15 protein-coding genes are annotated in these 14,734 nt (G+C 71.9%); 5 read left to right on the forward strand and 10 right to left on the reverse strand.

The features are described from left to right. Window positions 1-7 precede the first annotated feature (7 nt). Window positions 8-736 carry a phosphatase PAP2 family protein gene (locus ACFVU7_RS42375; RefSeq protein WP_388051643.1) on the forward strand — a complete coding sequence of 243 codons (729 nt, stop codon included), beginning with the start codon at window positions 8-10 and terminating at the stop codon, window positions 734-736. 35 nt (window positions 737-771) lie between these two features. On the opposite strand, the gene ACFVU7_RS42380 is transcribed toward ACFVU7_RS42375, so the two are convergent. Continuing rightward, a complete protein-coding gene (locus ACFVU7_RS42380; protein ID WP_143204767.1) occupies window positions 772-963 on the reverse strand; it encodes a hypothetical protein in 192 nt (63 codons plus the stop codon). Between the two features lie 159 nt (window positions 964-1,122). Between ACFVU7_RS42380 and ACFVU7_RS42385 the strand changes: the two genes are divergently transcribed. Both ACFVU7_RS42385 and ACFVU7_RS42390 read left to right on the forward strand, forming a co-directional pair. Further along, window positions 1,123-2,022, forward strand: coding sequence for a hypothetical protein (locus ACFVU7_RS42385; protein ID WP_388051646.1), 900 nt, complete (start codon window positions 1,123-1,125; stop codon window positions 2,020-2,022). Window positions 2,023-2,220: 198 nt separating this feature from the next. After that, window positions 2,221-2,409 carry a hypothetical protein gene (locus tag ACFVU7_RS42390; RefSeq protein WP_049655983.1) on the forward strand — a complete coding sequence of 63 codons (189 nt, stop codon included), beginning with the start codon at window positions 2,221-2,223 and terminating at the stop codon, window positions 2,407-2,409. Between the two features lie 44 nt (window positions 2,410-2,453). On the opposite strand, the gene ACFVU7_RS42395 is transcribed toward ACFVU7_RS42390, so the two are convergent. Further along, on the reverse strand, window positions 2,454-2,822 hold the full coding sequence (locus ACFVU7_RS42395; protein ID WP_049655968.1) for a metal-sensitive transcriptional regulator: 369 nt from the start codon (window positions 2,820-2,822) through the stop codon (window positions 2,454-2,456). Window positions 2,823-3,183: 361 nt separating this feature from the next. Between ACFVU7_RS42395 and ACFVU7_RS42400 the strand changes: the two genes are divergently transcribed. Then, window positions 3,184-3,804 (forward strand): DUF47 domain-containing protein, encoded by a 621-nt coding sequence (locus tag ACFVU7_RS42400; protein WP_030059626.1) that lies wholly within the window; start codon window positions 3,184-3,186, stop codon window positions 3,802-3,804. A gap of 5 nt (window positions 3,805-3,809) precedes the next feature. Further along, window positions 3,810-4,805: an inorganic phosphate transporter gene (locus ACFVU7_RS42405; protein WP_049655972.1), complete on the forward strand. Its 996-nt coding sequence runs from the start codon at window positions 3,810-3,812 to the stop codon at window positions 4,803-4,805. 186 nt (window positions 4,806-4,991) lie between these two features. On the opposite strand, the gene pstB is transcribed toward ACFVU7_RS42405, so the two are convergent. The 8 genes from pstB to mshD form a co-directional block, all read right to left on the reverse strand. Beyond that, window positions 4,992-5,768, reverse strand: a complete 777-nt coding sequence (pstB, locus tag ACFVU7_RS42410) for a phosphate ABC transporter ATP-binding protein PstB (protein WP_049655974.1) — start codon at window positions 5,766-5,768, stop codon at window positions 4,992-4,994. 42 nt (window positions 5,769-5,810) lie between these two features. Then, window positions 5,811-6,881 (reverse strand): phosphate ABC transporter permease PstA, encoded by a 1,071-nt coding sequence (gene pstA / locus ACFVU7_RS42415; RefSeq protein WP_049655976.1) that lies wholly within the window; start codon window positions 6,879-6,881, stop codon window positions 5,811-5,813. Further along, a complete protein-coding gene (pstC, locus tag ACFVU7_RS42420; RefSeq protein WP_049655977.1) occupies window positions 6,878-7,855 on the reverse strand; it encodes a phosphate ABC transporter permease subunit PstC in 978 nt (325 codons plus the stop codon). Before pstC ends, pstA begins: the two co-directional genes overlap by 4 nt. Before the next feature lie 151 nt (window positions 7,856-8,006). Next, window positions 8,007-9,137 (reverse strand): phosphate ABC transporter substrate-binding protein PstS, encoded by a 1,131-nt coding sequence (gene pstS / locus ACFVU7_RS42425; protein ID WP_181970641.1) that lies wholly within the window; start codon window positions 9,135-9,137, stop codon window positions 8,007-8,009. A 227-nt stretch (window positions 9,138-9,364) separates the two neighbouring features. Then, the gene (locus ACFVU7_RS42430; protein WP_375876675.1) at window positions 9,365-9,880 is read right to left on the reverse strand and encodes an NUDIX hydrolase; all 516 of its coding nucleotides are present in this window, start codon (window positions 9,878-9,880) and stop codon (window positions 9,365-9,367) included. Window position 9,881: 1 nt separating this feature from the next. Then, on the reverse strand, window positions 9,882-10,970 hold the full coding sequence (locus ACFVU7_RS42435) for a CHAD domain-containing protein (protein ID WP_074006420.1): 1,089 nt from the start codon (window positions 10,968-10,970) through the stop codon (window positions 9,882-9,884). A 121-nt stretch (window positions 10,971-11,091) separates the two neighbouring features. After that, window positions 11,092-13,269 (reverse strand): RNA degradosome polyphosphate kinase, encoded by a 2,178-nt coding sequence (locus ACFVU7_RS42440; protein ID WP_074006440.1) that lies wholly within the window; start codon window positions 13,267-13,269, stop codon window positions 11,092-11,094. A 358-nt stretch (window positions 13,270-13,627) separates the two neighbouring features. Next, window positions 13,628-14,614, reverse strand: a complete 987-nt coding sequence (mshD, locus tag ACFVU7_RS42445) for a mycothiol synthase (RefSeq protein WP_388051650.1) — start codon at window positions 14,612-14,614, stop codon at window positions 13,628-13,630. Between the last annotated feature and the right edge of the window lie 120 nt (window positions 14,615-14,734).

The following is a 14,734-nucleotide window of genomic DNA, read 5'->3' on the forward strand; positions in this document are numbered from 1 at the left end:
GTGCGGCGTGTCGACGCCGCTTGCCGACACGACCAACCCCGACCTCGACCTGCTCTACGCCGTCAACGGCCTGGCCAAGCGCTCCCCGCAGTGGCTTGACCACCTGGTCTCGTGGATCGGCGAGTACGGCATCCTGATCGGCCTGGCGATGCTGGGCCTGGTGGCCTGGCTCCAGGCCAGGCGCCGTCCGGACGCGCCGGTGGCGATGGCCGGGCTGCTCTGGGTGCCGCTCTCGGTGGCGGTCGCCGAGCTGGCGAACCTGCCGATCGCCGCGATCGTGAACCGCCCGCGCCCCTTCGTCGACCATCCGGGGCTGCTGGTGCTGGTGGACGGCAAAGCCGGCACCCACTCCTTCGTCAGCGACCACTCGACCATGACGATGGGCGTCGCGGTGGCGCTGTTCCTGGTGAACCGCAGGCTGGGCTGGATCGCCGGCGGGCTGGCGCTGCTCCAGGGCTTCTGCCGGATGTTCATGGGCGTCCACTACCCGACCGACGTGATCGGCGGCTTCGCGCTGGCCGTCGCCGTGGTGCTGCTGCTGGCGCCGATCGCGATGGCGGTGCTGGTGCCGTTCTGCCACGCGCTGAGCCGGACGGCGGTCGCCCCGCTGATCCGGGCGCCCGAGCGCGGCGGCGCGGCCCGCGGCGGGGCCGGTCCGCGCGGCCGTCGGCGCGGGCGCGGGCGCGGGGCGGTGCGGGCCGGGGAGCAGCCGCCGGAGTCCGACCTCGCGGCCTGAGCCCGCGGGCGGACGCGGCCAAGCGGTCCAGGCGGTCAGTCCGGCTCGGCGCCGTTCCCGGCGAGGTGGTCGGCCCCCTCACGGCGGGCCAGGTCGCGCGAGCGGCGGGCCGGGGAGTACCAGCCGCAGCTGCAGGTCGCGAAGGCGAAGGAGCCGCGCTCGCTGATCACGAGGCGGTGTTCGGGCATCCTGGTGGTGCCGGGTGCGACCGGCAGCTCACTGTGCACGTGGTTCACCGTAACGCGCCGGACGCCTCCCGCGCGACGCTCCGGCGGTACCGGCCCCGTAACCCTTCGCGCCCCAACTCGTTTGCCCGGAAAGAGCTCTGCCCACCGGTGGTGTCCGGCGGGGCAGTCGGGCCCGAGGGGGTTGTCGCGAGGATGAAGATGACCGACCAGCAGCGCACCGGACGGCCGGCACGCCGGCCGGGTCCGCACCTGCGCTCGGCGGCCGCCGCCGCCCTGCTCGCCGCCGCCCTGGCGGCGGGGGCCGCCGGCTGCTCCGGAGGATCCGCCGACGGCTCCTCCGACCAGCAGTCGGCCGCACCCGACCAGCTCGCCGCGGACCCGCTGACGGCGGTGCGCAACGCCGCCGACATCACCGGCCGCACCGGCTCCGCGCACACCGCGACGGAGCTGGTCACCGAGTCCGCAGAGAAGAAGGCCTCGTTCAGCGGCACGGGCGGCTACGACTACGTCAAGCGGATCGGCCGGCTGGAGGTCCAGGTGCCGCCGGGAGCGGCGACCACCGGGAAGATCGTCGAGGTGGTCCTGCCGGGCACCGTCTACCTCCAGAACAGCGGCGCCAAGGTCCCCGAGGGCAAGTGGGTCAAGCTGGACGTGCGTCAGCTGCCGGACGGCAACCTGGTCAGCAGCGGCGCCACCGACCCGGCCTCGGCGGCGGGGGCGCTGCGCGGGGCGCAGAAGGCGGAGGCGGTGGGCACCGAGACCGTCGACGGCGTCGCGCTGCACCACTACCGGGGCACCCTGGACCTGGCGAAGGCCGCCGACGCGACCGGCGGGCGGGGCGGGGACGGCCTGCGGACGGGCGCGCAGACCTTCACCGTCAAGGAGGTCCCGTACGACGCCTGGCTGGACGACCAGGGCCGGCTGCGCAAGGTGGTCGAGGTGTTCACCTTCGCCGGGGTGGCCGGGTCGAAGGAGCCCAAGGACCAGGTGAAGGTGACGTCGACGACCTCGTTGGCGGACTTCGGCAAGCCGGTGGAGGCGGCCGAGCCCGCGGCCTCGGACATCTACCAGATGAAGCCCACGGAGAGCCCGAAGTAGGGCGGGTCCGATGCTTCCCGGGCTGCCGGGGCGAGACGGGGTGCGGCCGGGGCGGGTGGCCGTCCGGGGAGCGACGGCCACCCGTTTCGGCGGTGCCGAGATGGCCCGTCCGTGCCATGTGGACGGGCCCCGGAGTGCCTAGGCTGGGCTCCGGGTGGCTGCCGCCCGGGCTGGCGAGGCACTGAAGGGGTGGTGCAGGTGGTGTCGTCCACGGGCGGCCGCAGCGGCGGCCACGACGACGCGGCCCTCGACGAGATCGATCTGGCCGGGGAGCTGATGATCGCCGCGACGGCCAGCTCCGGCGACCGGCTGCCGACCGAGCGGATCGACGAGGTGCTGCTGGACCGGAGCGAACCCGGGCAGGCCGACCGGGAGGCCGACGGCTAGCGGGGCCCGCGCGGCGGGCCCCGGAGCGGCGGACGGCCGGCGGCTCAGCTGCGCAGCAGGCGGCTGATCGCGGCGGTGGCCTCGGCCACCTTGGCGTCCAGTTCGGCGCCGCCCTCCTCGGCGGCCGCGGCGACGCAGTGCCGCAGGTGCTCCTCCAGCAGGGAGAGCGCGAAGGACTGCAGCGCCTTGGTGCCGGCCGAGACCTGGGTGAGCACGTCGATGCAGTAGACGTCCTCGTCCACCATGCGCTGGAGGCCGCGGATCTGGCCCTCGATCCGGCGCAGCCGCTTGAGGTGGGCGTCCTTCTGCGCGCTGTAGCCGTGCGGGCCGTGGTGCCCGGCCGGGGCGTGGCCGGCGTGCGGGTCGGTCCCCTGCGCGTGCTCCGGCTCGGTGCGCGCTTGCGTGGTGGTCATCGGCCCCGCCTTCGTCTCAGTGCCTGGTGGCTGCGTCGGCCACCAGTGTCCAACACCGGGGCCCTCCGTGGTGTTCCGACGGCCGACCCGGCACGTGCCGCCGGGCCGGGAGCGGGGGTGGCCGGCGGTTCACCCGTCTGAGCGGCGCCCCGGTCTTCCGTACGCACGACGGGGACAATCCGGGCGAGGTTCCGTCAGACTGAGGGCTCCAGTCCGCACGTGGCGGTGCGGTCCGGATCAGCCGGTGCGGCAGCCGAACGGAAGGGGAGCTTCCGGCTCCTTCCCCGGCCCCCCGTTTGCGTGATTGCGCTTGGTTGCACCTAGCATCGTTCAGTCCCTACCCCGCACATCGGAGATTTCCGTGCGTTTTAGCCTGACCCCGAAGGAGACGAGCTTCTACGACATGTTCGCCGCCGCGGCGGAGAACCTCGTCGTCGGATCGAAGCTCCTCTTGGAGCTGCTGGGATCAGACGTGTCGGCCCGTGCGGAGATCGTCGAGCGCATGCGCGCCGCCGAGCACGCCGGGGACGACACCACCCACGCCGTCTTCCACCAGCTGAACTCGTCCTTCATCACGCCCTTCGACCGCGAGGACATCTACAGCCTCGCCTCGTCGCTGGACGACATCATGGACTTCATGGAGGAGGCCGTCGACCTGGTCGTCCTCTACGACATCCAGACCCTGCCGAAGGGCATCGAGCAGCAGATCGAGGTGCTGGCGCGCGCCGCGGAGCTCACCGCCGAGGCGATGCCGAACCTGCGCAGCATGTCCAACCTCACCGAGTACTGGATCGAGGTCAACCGGCTGGAGAACCAGGCCGACCAGATCCACCGCAAGCTGCTCGCCCACCTGTTCTCCGGTCAGTACGACGCCATCGAGGTCCTCAAGCTCAAGCAGGTCGTGGACGTCCTTGAGGAGGCGGCGGACGCGTTCGAACACGTCGCCAACACGGTGGAGACCATCGCCGTCAAGGAGTCCTGACCCTCGTGGACATGGCAGCACTCATCGCCGTCGTCGGCGTTGCGTTCTTCTTCACGTACACCAACGGCTTCCACGACTCGGCGAACGCGATCGCCACCTCGGTCTCCACCCGGGCGCTCACCCCCCGGGCGGCGCTGGCGATGGCCGCGGTGATGAACCTGGCCGGCGCGTTCCTCGGCAGCGGCGTGGCGCACACCGTCTCCAAGGGGATCATCGAGACCCCCACCGGCGACAAGGGCATGGTGATCCTGTTCGCCGCCCTGGTCGGGGCGATCGCCTGGAACCTGGTCACCTGGTACTTCGGCCTGCCGTCCTCCTCCTCGCACGCGCTGTTCGGCGGCATGGTGGGCGCGGCGATGGCCGGCGGCATCGACGTGATCTGGAGCGGGGTCCTCGACAAGATCGTCATCCCGATGATCGTCTCGCCGGTGGTCGGCCTGGTCGGCGGCTTCCTGGTGATGCTGGCGATCCTGTGGATCTTCCGCCGGGCCAACCCGCACAAGGCCAAGCGCAACTTCCGGGTCGCCCAGACCGCCTCGGCCGCCGCGATGGCGCTGGCGCACGGTCTCCAGGACGCCCAGAAGACCATGGGCATCGTGGTGATGGCGCTCACCATCTCCGGCCACCAGTCCGGCAACGGGATCCCGGTCTGGGTGAAGATCTCCTGCGCGACCATGCTCTCGCTGGGCACCTACGCGGGCGGCTGGCGGATCATGCGGACGCTCGGACGCAAGATCATCGAGCTGGACCCGCCGCAGGGCTTCGCGGCCGAGGCCACCGCCGCCACGGTCATGTACGTCACCTCGTTCGTCTTCAAGGCGCCGATCTCCACCACCCACGTGATCACCGCGGCGATCATGGGCGCGGGGGCCACCAAGCGGATCCGCGCGGTGCGCTGGGGCGTCGCGAAGAACATCGTGCTCGGCTGGTTCATCACGATGCCGGCGGCCGCGCTCGTCGCGGCGCTGGTGTACTGGTTCGCCCACCTGTTCTGGGGCTGACGGCCCCGCGGGACGCACGGAGCAGGACGCGCGGAGCAGGACGCACGAACGGACAGGGCCCGCCCCCACATCTCGGGGGCGGGCCCTTTTCCATGCCCCGTGGCGGCACCGCCATGCAGCACCACGGGACAGCTCGCGGTCCGTCACGCCGCTCGGCGCCGGGGCGCCGCCCGTGACGGGGCCGGTCTAGCCGAAGCGGCCGGAGATGTAGTCCTCGGTCGCCTGGACCTGCGGGTTGGAGAAGATCCGCTGGGTGTCGTCCAGCTCGACCAGCTTGCCCGGCTGGCCGACGCCGGCCAGGTTGAAGAAGGCGGTGCGGTCGCTGACGCGGGCCGCCTGCTGCATGTTGTGGGTCACGATGACGATGGTGAACTGCTCCTTCAGCTCGCCGATCAGGTCCTCGATGGCGAGGGTGGAGATCGGGTCGAGCGCGGAGCAGGGCTCGTCCATCAGCAGGACCTGGGGCTCGACCGCGATGGCGCGGGCGATGCACAGGCGCTGCTGCTGACCGCCGGAGAGGCCGGCCCCCGGCTTGTTCAGCCGGTTGTGGACCTCCTTCCAGAGGTTGGCGCCCTTCAGCGAGCGCTCCACCACCTCGTCCAGCACGGCCTTCTTCTTCACGCCGGCGAGCCGGAGACCGGCGATCACGTTGTCGTAGATCGACATGGTCGGGAACGGGTTCGGGCGCTGGAAGACCATGCCGACCGAGCGGCGCACGGCGACCGGGTCGACGTTGGAGGCGTACAGGTTCTCGTCGTCCAGGAGGACCTTGCCCTCGACCCGGGCGCCGGGGATCACCTCGTGCATCCGGTTGAGGGTCCGCAGGAAGGTGGACTTGCCGCAGCCGGAGGGGCCGATGAAGGCGGTCACCGAGCGGGGCTCGATGCTCATCGAGATGTCCTCGATGGCCTTGGTGGTGCCGTAGAAGGCCGACAGTCCGCTGACGTCGATGCGCTTGGCCATGATCGTTGCTTCTCTCGTCTGTCTCGTACGTCAGTCGGTCGCTCAGTGCCCGCCCTTGGGCGAGCGCCAGCGCGCGATGCCCCGGGCGATGAGGTTGAGCCCCATCACGAAGGCGATCAGCACCAGCGCCGCGCCCCAGGCACGGGCGTAGCCGAAGTCGTTGTTGACCTGCGAGTACTGCTGCCAGATGTACATCGGCAGGGACTGCTGCGGGCCTTCGAACGGGTTGTTGTTGATGGAGTCGGCGCCGAACACCAGCATCATCACCGGGGCGGTCTCGCCCGTGATGCGGGCGACCGCGAGCATCACACCGGTGGTGATGCCGCCGATCGCGGTGGGGAGGACGATCCGCAGGATGGTCTTCCACTTCGGCACGCCGAGCGCGTACGAGGCCTCGCGCAGCTCGTTCGGGACGAGCTTGAGCATCTCCTCGGTGGACCGGACCACGACCGGCATCATCAGGATCGCCAGTGCGAGGCTGCCCGAGAAGCCGGAGTAGCTGAAGCCCAGCGCGAGGTTCCAGATCGAGAGGATGAACAGACCGGCGACGATCGACGGGATGCCCGTCATGACGTCGACGAAGAAGGTGACCGCCTTGGCGAGCGTGCCGCGGCCGTACTCGACCAGGTAGACGGCGGTCAGCAGACCGATCGGGGCGGCGATGGCGGTGGCCAGGCCGACCTGCTCCAGGGTGCCGATCAGCGCGTGGTAGATGCCGCCGCCGGGCCCGGACTGGATCACGCCCTTCATGGAGTGGCCCAGGAAGTTCCCGTCGACCACGTGGATGCCCTGCTGGACGGTGTAGACCGTCAGGGCGACCAGCGGGACGACGGCCAGGATGAAGGCGACCCAGACCACCGAGGTGGCGAACCGGTCCTTGGCCTGCCGACGGCCCTCGACCTGGGCCGAGAGGGTGTAGCTGATCAGGAGGAAGAGCAGGCCCGAGATCAGGCCCCACTGGAGGTGGCTGGCCAGCCCGCCGACCGCGCCGATCCCGCAGCCGAGGGCGATCGAGCCGGCGGCGACGGCGGCCGGGGCCCACTTGGGCAGGCGGTTGGCGGTCAGCGGACGGCCGACGGGCCGGGCGTCCTCGACGAGCGCGGTGACGGTCATGCGTTGGCCCCCGAGTACTCCTTGCGGCGGGCGATGATCAGTCGCGCGGCACCGTTCACCAGCAGGGTGATGACGAACAGGACGAGGCCGGAGGCCATCAGCGCGTTGCGGCCGTTGTCCCCGGCCTCGGCGAACTTCAGCGCGATGTTCTGCGCGAAGGTGCCGCCGCCGGCGTCGAGGATGTGCAGCGACAGGACGTTGCTGGCGGACAGCACCACCGCGACCGCGATGGTCTCGCCGAGCGCGCGGCCGAGGCCGAGCATCGAGGCCGAGATGATGCCGGGGCGGCCGAACGGCAGCACCGCGGTGCGGATCATCTCCCAGCGGGTCGCGCCGAGCGCGAGCGCCGCCTCCTCGTGCATCCGCGGCACCTGGCGGAACACCTCGCGGGAGACCGCGGTGATGATCGGCAGGACCATGATCGCCAGCAGGATGCCGACGGTGAACAGGTTGCGCGGGGTGCCGGTCCTGGTCTGGTCGAAGATGTACGTCCAGCCCAGGTACTCGTTGAGCCAGCTGGTCAGACCGTCCATGTGCGGCACGAGGAAGAGCGCGCCCCAGAGGCCGTAGACGATGCTGGGGACGGCGGCGAGCAGGTCGACCAGGTAGGCGAACGGCTGGGCGATCCGGCGCGGCGCGTAGTGCGAGATGAACAGCGCGATCCCGATGGCCACCGGGACGGCGATCGCCATCGCGATGACGGCGCTGACGATGGTGCCGAAGGCCAGGACGGCGATGCCGAAGACGGGCTTCGGGGCGTCCGGCGTCCACTCGAAGGAGGTGAGGAAGTTGCCTTCGTTGGTGCTCAGGGCCTGGACCGACCGCCAGGTCAGGAACGCCGCGATGGCGGCCATGATGACCAGCAGCAGGATGCCCGAGCCCCGGGCGAGGTTCATGAAGATCTTGTCGCCGACCCGGCTGTCGCGCGGCCGGCGTTCCCTGCCTCGCGGGGCGGCAGGGGAGGATGAAGTCATTGGTCTACTCCGGTCTGGTGGTGCCGCCCCGGAAGGGGGAACGGCACCATGGCGGCGGTGCCCCGGACGTGGTGCTGGGTGTGGTGCGTTCCGGTGGGGCGGCCCCGGCCCCCCTCGCTCACGGGGCCGCCCCACCGGGGGTCCTGTCGGGTCAGGCCAGGGTCGCGATGACGCCGTTGACCTTGTCGGTCACGGCCTTCGGCAGCGGGACGTAGCCCTTCTCGCCGACGGCCTTCTGGCCCGCGTCGCTGGCCGTGTAGGTCAGGAAGGACTTCAGGGTGTCGAGGGTCTCGGCCTTGTTGCCCTTGTCGCAGACGATCTCGTAGGTGATCAGGACCAGCGGGTAGGAGCCCTCGTCCTTGGTCGCGTAGTCGAGCTTCAGCGCGAGGTCGCTGCCGGTGCCGGCGGCCTGGGCCTTGGCGATGGTGCTGGCGGCGTTCTCGGCGGTGGCCGCGACCGGCTTGGAGGCGCCCGTGTTGATGTCGGCGCTCTTCAGGCTGTTGGTCTGGGCGTAGGCCAGCTCGACGTAGCTGATCGAGTTCTTGACCTGCTTCACCTGGGCCGAGACGCCGGCGCTGCCGTTGGCCGACTGGCCGCCCTTGGCCGCCCAGGCCTTGCCGGCCGGGTAGGTCCAGGCGCCGCCGCCGGCGGCGGCGAAGTACTTGGTCAGGTTCTCGGTGGTGCCAGCGTCGTCCGAGCGGTGGAAGGTCTGGATCTCCGCGTCCGGCAGCTTGGCGCCCGGGTTCAGGGCCGCGATCGCCGGGTCGTTCCACTTGGTGATCTGCGAGTCGAAGATCTTGGCGGAGGTCGGGCCGTCCAGGACCAGGTTGTCGACGCCGTCGACGTTGTAGACCAGCGAGATCAGACCGCCGACCATCGGCAGGTCGATGCCCTGGCCGCCGGTGCAGACCGCCTTGGAGGCGTCGACCTCGGCCGGCTTGAGGGCCGAGTCGGAGCCGGCGAACTGGATCTTGCCCTGGTTGAACTGCTGGATGCCGGCACCGGAGCCGCCACCCTGGTAGTTGATCGTGCTGCCGGAGCAGGCGGCGGCGAAGCTGGTCTTCCAGACGTCCATCGCCGCGGTCTGCGCGGTCGAACCGGCGGCGATCAGCGAACCGGCCTTGCCACAGTTGATCGCGCTGGTCGCGGCGGAGCCGTTGGAGCCACCGGACGCGGTCGTGTTGTTGTTGTCCGACCCGCAGGCGGCGAGCGACAGCGAGCTGACGAGCGCCATGGCACCGATCGCGAGGGCCTTGGAGCGGCCGTTCCGCTGGAGCTTCACAGGGGTGTCCCTTTCTGTGGCATTGCCCTTGGCGTGCGCCGTACGCGTACGGCCCAGCGCGGGTTTTGCTGTGGTCCGGGGCCCGTGCGGCCCTCCGGTGGTCCCGAAGTTAGGCCGGGTAAGTGACACGACAGCCGGTCGCAAGTGAACGGCGAGTGAACCTCGAACGGATGACAGGAAACTACGTCAGGTAGTAACGGTTGCGTCACGGGGAGGGCGCGACGAGATCACTTCCACCGTTCCTTCACCGACCCGGCCCCCGCGGCCCGCACCGGCTCCGCCCCCAGGACCGCCAGCAGGGCGTCGACCAGCAGCCGGTCCTGGTCGTGGGTGAGCCGTGCGCGCGCCTTCCCGGCCGGCAGCCAGTCCAGCCGGTCCACCTCCCGGTTGGGCCGGAAGGACCCGCTCGACGGCACCGCCGCCCAGTAGCGGACCTCCTTCGGACGGCCCTGCACCCGGTAGTGCTGGGTGGGCAGCTCCGGGCCCAGCAGGCAGTGGAACCCGGTCTCCTCCCGGACCTCGCGCAGCGCCGCCTCGGCCATCCCCTCACCGGCTTCGAGCTTGCCCTTCGGCAGGCTCCAGTCGTCGTACTTGGGCCGGTGGACCAGCGCGATCCGCGGCCGCCCCAGCCGGCCGCTCTTCTTCGGCCGGCCCGGCAGCCACAGCACCGCGCCCGCCGCCAGGATCACCGGGCCGTGCCCCGCACCGGCCGCCGCCCGGCCGGTGCGCGGGCGCTCGCCCACCTCAGACCGTCCGGGGTGCGACGGAGTGCCCCCAGGCGTCGGCCGGGACGAGCTCCAGCCAGCCGTCCGGGCCGGGCGGCAGGTCCGGCCAGCGGCGGCCGACGGCGTACCGCGCCGACTCCACCTCCAGCCGCTGGTCGGCGTGCACCACGCCCAGGACGTACGCCGTCGCCGGGGTGATCCGCGGGGTGCGCGCCGCGGTGGCGGCGGTGACGGCGGCGTCCGCCGCCTCCTGCTGCCGGTCCAGCACCGCGTCCAGCCCGTCCAGCTCGGAGGACGCGCGGCCGCACACCTCCAGCACGTACCGGGCCCGCTTCACCAGGATCCGCAACCGCGCCCAGGGCGCGTCGTCGGCCGCCAGCGCGGTGTCCGCGTCCGTCGCCCCGCGGGACGCCGGCACCGCGCCCAGCCGGCGCAGCCCGTCCCCACCGTACGGCGTCGCGGCCCGCTGCAGCGGCAGCTGCTGGGCGCCCGCGGACAGCGCGGCGAACGCGGCGGCGGCCTGCGGCAGCAGCACGGCCGGGGCCCGGCCGTCCGCCGAGTCCAGCAGCGGCGCCTCGCCGACCAGCAGGGTCATCCGGTCCGCCAGCGCGTGCAGCCGGGCGGAGCGGAGCTCCTGGAGCACGGTGGAGTGCGCCCTGGTCCGGGCCAGGGTCAGCTGCCGGTCCAGCAGCGCGCGCGCCTTGGGGGCGCCCGCGTGGCCGGCCAGCATGCCCGTCCCCTCCGGGTCGGTGCCGCTCAGCAGGTCCAGCGCGCCCAGCAGCCGGGCCGAGCGGCGGACGTAGCCGGGCTCCAGCGCCAGCAGGTTGAGCAGCCAGCGCAGCTCGGTGCGCGACTCCTGCGCCCAGGTCTGTTCGAAGACCGAGCCGAAGGTGTGCAGCAGCCCGCCGATCCGCCGGACGGCCCGCAGCAGGTCCGAGGTGCCGGCCGACGGGACGGTCGAGGCCGTCCCGGGTCTGGCACCGACCTCGCCCACCGCCAGCGGCAGCGCGCGCAGGAAGGCGCCGGCCTGGACGGTGAGGTGGCGGGAGAGGATGTCCCCGGCGGTCGCTGTGGAGGCCGCCTGGGCCGTCATCGGCGCTTCGGTCATGGCGTGGTAGATCCCCGTTCCCCCGGGGCGGTCCCCCGGAGCTGGTGGCCGACCGCCGGAACAGGTCCCCTTCGGGCCCCGAGGGGCCCGACTGCTCCGGCGGCTCGCATCAGTGGGCGCGTCAGCGCGAGGTGGCGGCCCTGCGGCGCTGGCGCGAGTCGATCAGCAGGTCCTGGACGTGTCGCAGCGGCCGGCCCTCGGCGTCCTGCGAGTGCCTGGTCCAGGCGCCGTCCGGCCCCAGGTGCCAGGACTCGGTCTCGTCCGACACCCCGAGGTCGATCAGCCCGGACAGCTCGGCGCGGTGCGCCGGATCGGTGATCCGCAGCAGCGCCTCGATCCGGCGGTCCAGGTTGCGGTGCATCATGTCGGCGCTGCCGATCCAGACCTCCGGATCGCCGTTGTTGCCGAACACGAAGATCCGGGAGTGCTCCAGGAAGCGGCCCAGGACGCTGCGGACCCGGATGTTCTCGCTCAGCCCCGGGACACCCGGGCGGATCGCGCAGATCCCGCGCACCCAGACGTCCACCGGCACCCCGGCCTGGGAGGCCCGGTACAGCGCGTCGATCACGGCCTCGTCGACGATCGAGTTGACCTTGACCTTCACGTAGGCCGGGCGGCCCGCCCGGTGGTGGGCGATCTCGTTGTGGATCCGCGCGACCAGCCCGTCGCGCAGGCCGCGCGGGGCGGTCAGCAGACGGCGGTAGGACTCGCGGCGCGAGTAGCCGGAGAGCCGGTTGAACAGGTCCGAGAGGTCCGCGCCGACCTGCGGGTCGGAGGTGAGCAGACCGAGGTCCTCGTACAGCCGGGCCGTCTTCGGGTGGTAGTTGCCGGTGCCGACGTGGGAGTAGCGGCGCAGGGTGTCGCCCTCCTGCCGGACCACCAGCGAGAGCTTGCAGTGCGTCTTCAGCCCGACCAGGCCGTACACCACGTGGCAGCCGGACTCCTCCAGCTTGCGGGCCCACTTGATGTTGGCCTGCTCGTCGAAGCGCGCCTTGATCTCGACCAGCACCAGCACCTGCTTGCCGGACTCGGCCGCGTCGATCAGCGCGTCGACGATCGGCGAGTCGCCGGAGGTGCGGTACAGGGTCTGCTTGATCGCCAGCACGTCCGGGTCGGCGGCGGCCTGCTCCAGGAAGGCCTGCACCGAGGTGGAGAAGCTGTCGTACGGGTGGTGCAGCAGGACGTCGCGCTCGCGCATCGCGGCGAAGATGTCCGGCTGGGAGGCCGACTCGACGTCGGTCAGCCCGCGGGCCGTGCCGGCCACGAACTTCGGGTACCTGAGCTCCGGGCGGTCCAGCTCGGCGATCCCGAACAGCCCGGTCAGGTCCAGCGGCCCGGGCAGCGGGAAGACCTCCGCCTCGGTGATGTTCAGCTCCCGCACCAGCAGGTCCAGGATGTACGGGTCGATCGACTCCTCGACCTCCAGCCGGACCGGCGGGCCGAAGCGCCGCCGCATCAGCTCCTTCTCCAGGGCCTTGAGGATGTTCTCGGTGTCGTCCTCCTCCACCTCCAGGTCCTCGTTGCGGGTGACGCGGAAGGCGTGGTGGGCCAGCACCTCCATCCCCGGGAAGAGCTCCTCCAGGTGGGCGCCCATGACGTCCTCCAGCGGGACGTACCGCTGGGGCGAGGCCTCCAGGAAGCGGGCCAGCGACTGCGGCACCTTGACCCGCGCGAAGTGCTTGTGCCCGGAGACCGGGTTGCGCACCACGACGGCCAGGTTCAGCGAGAGTCCCGATATGTACGGGAAGGGGTGCGCCGGGTCGACGGCCAGCGGGGTCAGCACGGGGAAGATCTTCTGCCGGAACAGCGTGTGCAGCCGGGCCTGCTCCTTCTCGGCCAGCTCCGACCAGCGGACCAGCTCGATGCCCTCGGCGGCGAGGTCCGGCAGCACCTCCTGCTGGAAGGCGGCGGCGTGGCGGGCCATCAGCTCGCGCGAGCGGGTCCAGATCAGGTCCAGCACCTCGCGCGGCTGGAGGCCGGAGGCACTGCGCGTGGCGACGCCGGTGGCGATCCGGCGCTTGAGGCCGGCCACCCGGACCATGAAGAACTCGTCCAGGTTGCTCGCGAAGATCGCCAGGAACTTCGCCCGCTCCAGCAGCGGGATGCCCGGGTCCTCGGCCAGCTCCAGGACCCGCTCGTTGAACGCGAGCCAACTGCGCTCGCGGTCCAGGAAGCGGCCCTGCGGCAGCGCTTCGAACTCCTCTTCGTCCGTGGCCGGCAGCTCCGGCGGGATCCCCAGCGCGCTGGACATCCGGGCCGGGGGCGACAGCGGGGCAGAGACGGGGCGGGGGATGCTCATGGGCTCCAGCTCCTCCAGCAGCAGGACGGCGTCCGGACGCGATGGGCTCTGCGGGCCGTCGCCCTCGCCCCGGGCCGGACCCGGGGACAGCACCCACCCTCCGGGCGCGGTCCGTACAGGACCGGCCGGTGCGTGGCGGTCGACTCTGCACGAGCGAGACACTACGGACTTCATCCTGTGATCTTCGCGGCAGCAATTGAATCCACGGTAAACACCGCATGGCCGGGAGGAAAGCTGAGTCGGTCGGGGCAAGGGGTTAAGCCGTCCCGTACCCCGTCCGTTCCCTGGTCCGTGCCCCGGTCCGGGGGTGTTCCGGAGGTGTTCCGGGGACGTTCCGGCCGACGGCGGCTACCGGCGGCTAGGCGGGGCGGGGCGCCCGGTACGGGGCCCGGTACATGAGGTCCACCTCGTGGACGGTGAACCCCAGGCGTTCGTACACCCGCACGGCCACCGGGTTGTCGGCGTCGACGTAGAGGAGGACGGCGCCCAGTCCGCGCTCGCCGGGGCCGGTGCCGGTCAGGTGGCGAAGGCCCGCCGCGGTCAGTGCCCGGCCGAGGCCGCTGCCCTGCTCCGCCGGGTCCACGCCGACCACGTACACCTCGCCGAGCTCGGGCTCGGTGGCGGTGGCCGGGTGCACCTTGGTCCAGTGGAAGCCGACCACCTTGCCGTCCCGGGTGGCGAGGAAGAAGCCGGCCGGGTCGAACCAGGGCTCGGCGATCCGCTCGGCCAGGTCCTGCTCGGTCCAGGTGCCCTGCTCGGGGTGGTGGGCGAAGGCCAGGGCGTTCAGCCGCAGCCACTCGGCGTCGTCCTCCCCCGGGCGGAAGGTCCGGAGCTCGATGCCCGCGGGGACGACCACGTCCTCGGTCTGCGGGCCGGGCCGGCGCATCTGGCGCAGTTCGCGGACCAGCTCCGCGCCGTACGCCTCGGCCAGGTGCCGGGCCGCCGGGTGGCCGCCGTGCACCCAGAAGTCCACCGCCTCGCGCCCCGCGCGGTGGGCCTGTGCCAGGACGGCGTCCACCAGCGGACGGGCCAGGCCGCGACCGCGGACGGCGGGATCGACCACCAGCTCGGCGGCGGGGTTGGCGGCCGGGTTCTCCGGCACCTCCAGCTGGCCGTAGCCGAGGACGGCTCCGGTTTCGGACTCGGATCCGGCCCCGGATTCGGTCTCTACGAGATGGATGACGCCCGGGCGCGGAGTCTCCGCGTTCCGCAGCCGGAGCCGGCCCTGCTCGGACACGGCGGCCCGGCCGTCCACCGCCTGGGCCTCCGCCAGAACACGCAGAGCGCCGTCGCGCTGCGCGGGCCGGAGCACATCGTTCGCAATGACCGCTGTCTGATCGTCCATGCCCTGACGATACGTCACCGGAAATGCGAAGAACCCCCATCCGGGACCCGGATGGGGGTTCTTCTGAAGAATTGTTCGGCGGCGTCCTACTCTCCCACAGGGTCCCCCCTGCAGTACCAT

Source organism: Kitasatospora sp. NPDC058046 (genome assembly GCF_042885595.1).
In the GTDB taxonomy this organism is placed as follows: Bacteria; Actinomycetota; Actinomycetes; order Streptomycetales; family Streptomycetaceae; genus Kitasatospora.

What these genes read in the sequence shown, in the direction of transcription:
- pstB (WP_049655974.1), bottom strand. Translation starts at nt 5,768, where the DNA reads ATGGCCAAGCGCATCGACGTCAGCGGACTGTCGGCCTTCTACGGCACC.
- mshD (WP_388051650.1), bottom strand. Translation starts at nt 14,614, where the DNA reads ATGGACGATCAGACAGCGGTCATTGCGAACGATGTGCTCCGGCCCGCG.
- ACFVU7_RS42395 (WP_049655968.1), bottom strand. Translation starts at nt 2,822, where the DNA reads ATGACCACCACGCAAGCGCGCACCGAGCCGGAGCACGCGCAGGGGACC.
- ACFVU7_RS42440 (WP_074006440.1), bottom strand. Translation starts at nt 13,269, where the DNA reads ATGAGCATCCCCCGCCCCGTCTCTGCCCCGCTGTCGCCCCCGGCCCGG.
- ACFVU7_RS42435 (WP_074006420.1), bottom strand. Translation starts at nt 10,970, where the DNA reads ATGACCGAAGCGCCGATGACGGCCCAGGCGGCCTCCACAGCGACCGCC.
- pstC (WP_049655977.1), bottom strand. Translation starts at nt 7,855, where the DNA reads ATGACTTCATCCTCCCCTGCCGCCCCGCGAGGCAGGGAACGCCGGCCG.
- ACFVU7_RS42385 (WP_388051646.1), top strand. Translation starts at nt 1,123, where the DNA reads ATGACCGACCAGCAGCGCACCGGACGGCCGGCACGCCGGCCGGGTCCG.
- pstA (WP_049655976.1), bottom strand. Translation starts at nt 6,881, where the DNA reads ATGACCGTCACCGCGCTCGTCGAGGACGCCCGGCCCGTCGGCCGTCCG.